Annotated in this window: 5 protein-coding genes and 4 pseudogenes; 1 reads left to right on the forward strand and 8 read right to left on the reverse strand. The window is 75.6% G+C overall.

Annotated elements, in window-relative coordinates:
• Positions 1 to 328: 328 nt before the first annotated feature.
• The 7 genes and pseudogenes from recN to E1265_RS09995 all read right to left on the reverse strand — a co-directional run.
• On the reverse strand, positions 329 to 2,113 hold the full coding sequence (recN, locus tag E1265_RS09965; RefSeq protein WP_132929895.1) for a DNA repair protein RecN: 1,785 nt from the start codon (positions 2,111 to 2,113) through the stop codon (positions 329 to 331).
• Positions 2,114 to 2,169: 56 nt separating this feature from the next.
• A complete protein-coding gene (locus tag E1265_RS09970) occupies positions 2,170 to 3,105 on the reverse strand; it encodes an NAD kinase (protein WP_132929896.1) in 936 nt (311 codons plus the stop codon).
• Positions 3,102 to 3,926, reverse strand: a complete 825-nt coding sequence (locus tag E1265_RS09975; RefSeq protein ID WP_243740655.1) for a TlyA family RNA methyltransferase — start codon at positions 3,924 to 3,926, stop codon at positions 3,102 to 3,104. The genes E1265_RS09970 and E1265_RS09975 overlap by 4 nt, the downstream gene beginning before the upstream one ends.
• Before the next feature lie 7 nt (positions 3,927 to 3,933).
• On the reverse strand, positions 3,934 to 4,233 hold the full coding sequence (locus E1265_RS09980; protein WP_132929898.1) for a hypothetical protein: 300 nt from the start codon (positions 4,231 to 4,233) through the stop codon (positions 3,934 to 3,936).
• A 10-nt stretch (positions 4,234 to 4,243) separates the two neighbouring features.
• Positions 4,244 to 5,053 (reverse strand): ABC transporter ATP-binding protein, encoded by an 810-nt coding sequence (locus E1265_RS09985; RefSeq protein WP_132929903.1) that lies wholly within the window; start codon positions 5,051 to 5,053, stop codon positions 4,244 to 4,246.
• Between the two features lie 36 nt (positions 5,054 to 5,089).
• Positions 5,090 to 6,123, reverse strand: a pseudogene (locus tag E1265_RS09990) (iron chelate uptake ABC transporter family permease subunit).
• Between the two features lie 29 nt (positions 6,124 to 6,152).
• Positions 6,153 to 6,407 (reverse strand): annotated as a pseudogene (locus E1265_RS09995) (iron chelate uptake ABC transporter family permease subunit); the annotation flags it as partial.
• Positions 6,408 to 6,453: 46 nt separating this feature from the next.
• On the opposite strand from E1265_RS09995, the pseudogene E1265_RS10000 reads away from it, so the two are divergent.
• Positions 6,454 to 6,612: pseudogene (locus E1265_RS10000) on the forward strand (iron ABC transporter permease); the annotation flags it as partial.
• Between the two features lies 1 nt (position 6,613).
• On the opposite strand, the pseudogene E1265_RS10005 reads toward E1265_RS10000, so the two are convergent.
• A pseudogene (locus E1265_RS10005) lies at positions 6,614 to 7,045 on the reverse strand (iron chelate uptake ABC transporter family permease subunit); the annotation flags it as partial.
• Positions 7,046 to 7,281 lie beyond the last annotated feature (236 nt).

Consider the following 7,281-nt stretch of genomic DNA (forward strand, 5'->3'; position numbering starts at 1 on the left):
CCCGTCAAAGGGTGACCACCGCGCGCGGCGGCCATCACACGACCCAGCGGCAACCCACCCGCAGCCCCGGCGGCGCACACCGCGGCGCACCAGCCGCCACGCACGGTCGCCGCCGCCCGGGGCCGCGGCGATGCCCCGGCCGCAGGCCGAGCCGCGCCGCGTGTCCGGCCCGGTGGCCGTCCGGTGGGCCGGGTCAGCGGCGGCCGTCGCCAAGGCCCGGGCGGCCCTAGCCCATCGCTCACGGCTACCTCTCGTTCGCTGGAGGTGGAACGGCGTCCAGAATGCCAGGCGCGCTCCGCATCACGGTAGCGGCCACCACCCGCTCGGGTTAGGGCTCCCGGTGCCCGAGCCGGGCGGCGGTCGCCAGCAGCTCCTCCGCGTGGGCCCGCGCCAGCTCCGAGTCCTCCTGGCCCGCCAGCATCCGCGACAGCTCCCGCACCCGGCCCTCTCCGTGCACGGAACGCACCCCGCTGCGCGTCACCGAGCCGTCGCTGGTCTTCTCGACCACCAGGTGCCGGTCGGCGAACGCCGCCACCTGCGGCAGGTGGGTGACGACCACGACCTGCGCGGAGTCGGCGAGCTTGGCGAGCCGCCGGCCGATCTCCACGGCCGCCTTGCCGCCGACGCCCGCGTCGACCTCGTCGAAGAGGTACGTCGGCACCGGCGCCGCGTCCGCGAACACGACCTCCACCGCCAGCATCACCCGGGACAGCTCGCCGCCGGACGCGCCCTTGGCGATCGGCCGGGCGGGAGCGCCCGGGTGCGGGGCGAGCAGCAGCTCCACGTCGTCTGCGCCGTGCGGTCCGAGCGCCACGGCGCGGCCGTCGAGCTCGACCGCCTCGTCGTCGCCCGCCGCGGCCTCCTGCTGCCGCACCGCGACCTGGATCCGGGCGTGGGGCATGGCGAGCTGGGTCAGCTCCTCGGTGACCGCGTCGGCGAACCGCTTGGCGGCCTCCGTCCTGGCCTGGCTGAGCTCCCGCGCCTGCTCGGTGATCCGGGCGTGCAGGACGTCCCGCTCCGCGGTGAGCTCGCCGATCCGGTCGTCGTCGCCGTCCAGCTCGGCGAGCCGGGCCGCGCCGTGCTCGGCCCAGGTGAGCACGGACTGGGTGCCGTCCTCGCTCGCGGTCGGATCGGCGTACTTGCGGACCAGGTGGGCGAGGACGGCGCGCCGCTCCTCGACGGCGGCAAGCCGCAGCGGATCGGCGTCCAGGCCGTCGGCGTAGCCGGCGAGGTCCTGGGCGACGTCGGCGAGCAGGATGCCGACCTCGCCGAGGCGGTCGGCGAGCTGGGCGACGGCCGGGTCGTGGTCGCGTACGCCCTGCAGCACGCGGTGGGCGCCGGCGACCAGGGTGCCGGCGTCGAGGCCGCCGGGGTCGGCCGGGTCGCCGGCCAGCGCGGTGTGCGCGGCGGCCGCGGCCGAGGCCAGGGCCTCGGCGTGGCCGAGGCGGCCGGCCTCGGCCGTCAGCTCGGCGTCCTCGCCGGGACGGGGGTCGGCCGCGGCGATCTCGTCGATGCCGAACCGCAGCAGGTCGGCCTCCTGGGCCCGCTCGCGGGCGCGGGTGGTGAGTTCGGCGAGGGTGGCGCCGACCTCGCGCAACCGCCGGTAGGTCTCCTGGTAGGCGGCGAGTGGCCGGGCGACGGCCTCCCCGGCGTAGCGGTCGAGCGCCTGCCGCTGTCTGGCGGGGCGCAGCAGCCCCTGCTGGTCGGTCTGGCCGTGCACCGCGATCAGTTCCTCGCCGAGCTCGGCGAGCAGCCCGGCCGGCACCGACCGGCCGCCGACGTGGGCACGGGAGCGGCCCTCCGCCGAGATGGTGCGGCTGACCAGCAGCGCGCCGTCGTCCAGTTCGGCGCCGGCCTCCTCGGCCCGGCGGGCGGCCGGGGCGTCCGCGTCGACGGTGACGCGGCCCTCCACGACGGCGGCCTGGGCGCCCACCCGTACGTAGCCGGCGTCCGCGCGGCCGCCGAGCAGCAGGCCGAGGCTGGTGACGACCATGGTCTTGCCCGCGCCGGTCTCACCCGTCACCGCGGTGAAGCCGGAGGACAGCTCGACGACCGCGTCGTCGATCACGCCCAGGCCCTTGATCCGCATCTCCTCCAACACGGATACGACCATACGAGGTTCGCGGGGCCGCTGGCGACGACGGGCCCCACACTTCCGCGCCGCGGGACTCAGCGCGGCGCGCCCCGCCAGCCGGCCACCGGCAGCGCGAACTTGGCGACGAGCCGGTCGGTGAACGGCGCGTGGTGCAGCCGCGCGAGCCGGACGGGGACCGCGCCCCGCCGCACCTCGACGCGGGCCCCCGGCGGCAGGTCGACGGTGCGGCGCCCGTCGCACCACAGCACGCCGGACCGGGTGTTGGGCCGCACCTCAACCGCGAGCACCGATTCCGGCGCCGTGACCAGCGGCTTGGCGAACAGCGCGTGCGCGCTGATCGGCACCATCAGCAGCGCCTCGACCTCCGGCCAGACGATGGGACCGCCGGCGGAGAACGCGTAGGCGGTGGAGCCGGTGGGGGTGGCGCACACCACACCGTCGCCGCCGAACCCGGAGACGGGGCGGCCGTCGACCTCGAGCACCACCTCGAGCATCCGCTCCCTGGCGACCTTCTCGACGGACGCCTCGTTGAGAGCCCAATCCGTGTACACGACGATGCCGTCACTCAACACGGTGACATCGAGGGTCATCCGCTCCTCCACCTCGTAGGAGCGGGTGACGACGCGGTCCACGACCTGGTCGAGGTCGTCGCGTTCGGCTTCGGCGAGGAAGCCGACGGTGCCGAGGTTCACGCCGAGCATCGGCACCCCTGAGGCGCGGGAGAACTCGGCGCCGCGCAGCAGGGTGCCGTCGCCGCCGAGCACCACGAGCAGCTCGCAGCCGTCCAACACGCCGCGGGTCTCGTCCTTCTCGTCCACGGTGACGCGCTCGACGCTGGCCGGCAGCGGCAGGTCGGCGGCCTCCTCGTCGAGGACGCGGACGCGGATGCCGTGCGCCAGCAGGCCCTGGACGACGAGTTCCGCGCTGCGGACCGCGGCGGGGCGGCCGGTGTGCGCGAGCAGGAAGACGGTGCGTGCTTCGGGTCTGCTGGTCTCGGTACTGGCGGTCACTGCGGCCCCTCTGTCACGGCGCGGTCGACGTCGGCCGGGTCGAGCGCGGGCGCCCCGGCGTGCAGCCAGAGAAAGTATTCAACATTGCCGGACGGCCCTGGCAGCGGGCTCGCGACGACGCCGAGCACCCCGAGCCCGAGCTCGGCCGCGTGTGCGGCGACGGTGGTGACGGCCTCGGCGCGCAGCACCGGGCTGCGGACCACGCCGCCGCTGCCGAGGCGTTCGCGGCCGACCTCAAACTGCGGCTTGACCATCAGCACCAGGTCGGCGTCGGGCGCGGCGCAGCGGGTGAGGGCGGGCAGCACGAGGCCGAGCGGAATGAACGAGAGATCGCCGACCACGAGGTCGACGGGCCTGCCGTCGATGGCGTCGAGCGTCAACTCGCGTACGTTCGTCCGGTCCTTGACGGTGACGCGCGCGTCGGCGCGCAGGTTCCAGGCGAGTTGGCCGTAGCCGACGTCGACGGCGATCACCTCGGCGGCGCCCGCGCGCAGCAGGACGTCGGTGAAGCCGCCGGTGGAGGCGCCCGCGTCCAGGGCGCGGCGGCCGGTGACGCGCAACCCGCGCGGGGTGAAGGCCGCCAGCGCGCCGGCGAGCTTGTGCCCGCCGCGCGAGACGTAGCCGGGGTCCGCGTCGTCCTCGCGGACGACGAGGGCGGCGCTGGTGGCGACCTGGGTGGCCGGCTTGCTGGCGACCGCGCCGTTGACGGTGACGCGACCGGCGTCGATGAGCGATCTGGCGTGCTCACGGGATCGGGCCAGCTTGCGGCGCACCAGTTCCGCGTCGAGGCGGCTGAGGCGTCGCTGGGTCGCTGCTGCCACGGGGGGTTCAGCTCCTGGAGGTGTGCGGGGGGCCGGGCACGGGCGGGCCGGCCGGCTGGTCGAGCGCGGCCAGGGTCTCGCGCAGGCCGCGGTGCACATCCTCGTACACCTCGAGGTGCCCGGGAACGCCGAGGTGGTCGGCGTCGGCCAGCCTGACGAGGTGGGCGTCCACGCCGCCGTGCCCGGTGGGTCGCGTCCCGACGCCGAGCGGGCGCGGCCCCTCGTCGTCGGGGCCCGCGTCGTCGGGGCCCTCGCCCTGGGGCTCCTCGGCCTCGGGCTCCTGTTGCTGCTCCTGGGGCTCTCGCATGGCCCCGACGCTACCCGGTGATCACCCGGCTCCGTCGCCGCGCCGCCGGAACGACCAGCGGGGTGCCGGTCTCGGGGTCGTCGATGACCCGGCACGGCAGCCGGAAGACGTCCTCGACGAGCTCCGCGGTGACGATGTCGGCCGGCGTGCCCTCGGCGACCACCCGGCCGTCCCGCATGGCGATCAGGTGGGTGGCGTAGCGGGCGGCGTGGTTGAGGTCGTGGAGGACGGCAACCAGGGTGCGGCCCTGCTCCTCGTGTAGCCGGGCGCACAGGTCGAGGAGTTCTATCTGGTGGGCGATGTCGAGGAAGGTGGTGGGCTCGTCGAGCAGCAGCAGCGGGGTCTGCTGGGCGAGGGCCATGGCGATCCAGACGCGCTGCCGCTGACCGCCGGAGAGTTCGTCGACGTAGCGGTCGGCGAGCTCGGCCACCCCGGTCGCGGCCATCGACTCGTCGACGATCCGCTCGTCCTCGCGCGACCACTGGCGCAGCAGCCCCTGGTGCGGGTAACGGCCGCGCGCCACCAGGTCGGCGACGCTGATGCCGTCGGGCGCGGTGGGCGACTGCGGCAGCAGCCCAAGGGTCCGCGCCGCCTTCCGTGCCGGGTAAGAGGCGATGGCCTGCCCGTCGAGCAGCACACTCCCCGCGGTGGGCCTGAGCATCCTGGCCAGAACCCGCAACAGGGTTGACTTCCCGCAGGCGTTGGGCCCGACGATCACGGTGAACGACCGCCCGGGGATCGCGACCGACAGCTCATCGGCGACGACCCGCTGGTCGTACGCCAACGTGACGCCCTCGGCCCGCAGCCGGGGTTCTGACATCTCACTCACGCCGTCTCCTCCTCACTCCGCCGGTGGTCACACACGGCCGGCCCTCCGCTCACCGACCAGCAGCCACAGCAGGTATCCGCCGCCGAGCACGCCCGTCACCGCGCCGACCGGCAACTGCCGCTCTCCTAAGGCCCATTGGGCCAACAGGTCGGCGGTCACCGTCAGCAGCGCGCCCATGAGTCCCGCCGGCAGCGCGTTGGGGCCCGTGGCAAGGGTGAGCCGGCGGGCCAGTTGCGGGGAGGCCAGCGCGACGAACGCGATGGGTCCCGCGGCCGCCGTGGCGGCAGCCGTGAGCAGCACCGCGGCCAGCACCACGAGCAGCCGCGTCCGCTCGACGCGCACGCCGAGCGCGGCGGCCGTCTCGTCCCCCATCTCCAGCATCCGCAGCGGCCGTGCCAGCGCGAGCACCAGCGGCAGCAGCACGCCGCAGGCCGCCAGCAGCGGCCAGAACTGGGCCCAGTCGCGCCCGTTGAGCGAACCGGTCAGCCACAGCACGGCGCGGGCCGCGTCCGCGACGTCGGCCCGGGTGAGGAGGTAGCCGTTGACGGCGCTGAGCACGGCGGCGACGCCGATGCCGACGCGGACGAGCCGGTAGCCGTGCACGCCGCCGCGCCAGGCCAGCAGGTAGACGCCGACGCCGGTGGCCAGGCCGCCGACGACGGAGCCGGCGGCGACGGCGACGCCGCTCCCGGAGCAGAGCACGATCGCGGTGAGGGCGCCGGCCGCCGAGCCCTGGCCGAAGCCGACGACGTCGGGGCTGCCGAGCGGGTTGCGGGAGACGCTCTGGAAGATGGCGCCCGCGACGCCGAGCGCGAGTCCGACGAGCAGGCCCACCAGGCCGCGCGGCAGCCGCAGTTCGGTCACCACGAACTGCTGGATCCGGGTGCCGCCGCCGGCCAGGTGCGCAGCACCTCGGGTGGCGTCATGGGGTAGTCGCCGGTGCCGACCAGCAGCACGGCCGCGCCGAGCGCGAGCAGCAGGAGCGCCGCCCCGGCCGTCAGGCTCCGGCCGTCGGCCCGCACCGACCACCCGTCGTCGCCTTCGCCGCGGCGCCACACCACGGTGCGCGGCCGGCCAGGGTCGGGTTCCACAGCTTGGCCGTCCTTCCGCGTCGCACGAGGTAGACGAAGACCGGCCCGCCGATGAGGCTGGTGACGATGCCGACCTGGAGTTCGGAGGGCCGCGCGACCAGCCGCCCGATGATGTCGGAGCCGAGCAGCAGCACCGGTGAGAGGACGGCGGCGTACGGCAGCGTCCAGCGCAGGTCGGGGCCGGTGAGGGCGCGGACCAGGTGGGGGACGATCAGCCCGACGAAGACGATGGGCCCGCAGGCGGCGGTGGCGGCCGAGTCCGGCGCCGAGTGAGCGGGCGGTGTCGTCGCCCAGCGCGCGCAGGCCGTCGAACTCCGCGACACCGCGGCCCTCGACCGGATGCGGTTCTGGGCCGTCGGCTCACTGGCCGCGGCCAGCGGCGACGTCGTCCGCCAGGTGCTGCCCTTCCTGGTCGCCGGGGTGCTGCTCGCGCTGGCCCTCGGGCGGCCGCTCAACGCCTGACGGCGGTTCCGGCGAGCGCGAGCCGCACGGGGGTGGCGGCGCGGCTGCCGCCGAGCGCGTACACGAGGACCCCGACGGCCGCGGCGCCGAGGAACGCGAACCAGACGTAGCCGGCGAGCGAGTCGACGCCGATGAGGCTGATGGCGGTGACCACGGCGGCCGCGGCGCCGGCGTTGATACCGAGCAGCCCCGGGTCGGCCAGCGGGTTGCGGGTGAGCGCCTGCATCACGGCCCCGGCCAGGCCGAGGGCGGCGCCGCACAGCAGCCCGAGGATGGTGCGGGGCAGCTGGAGTTCGCGGATCACCACGTCGGTCCCGGTGCCGGAGTAGGCGAAGAGGGCGTGCCATACGTCGCCGAGCGGCACCGACTTGGCGCCGAACGCGATGCTGGCGGCGGCGACCAGCGCCAACACGCCGGCGGAGACCAGCAGTCCGGCCGCGCGCTGGGCCGCGCGCCGGCGCGTTCCCCGGACGACGGGCGCCGGCGCGGGCGGCGTCCCCGACTCCACAGCGGTCACTTCGCACGCCTCCCGCTGGACCCCCCGTTATGTTCTTCGTGGTCCTGCAAGAGGGCCGCTGGCCTCCGGGCCCGGCATGACTGTGTCCCCCTGTCGCAAGGATGACCTGGGGGGTGGTGTCACCGGGCCCGGCAGGTGCCGTCGGAGAC

Source organism: Streptomyces sp. 8K308 (assembly GCF_004348315.1).
Taxonomy (GTDB): Bacteria; Actinomycetota; Actinomycetes; order Streptomycetales; family Streptomycetaceae; genus Streptomyces.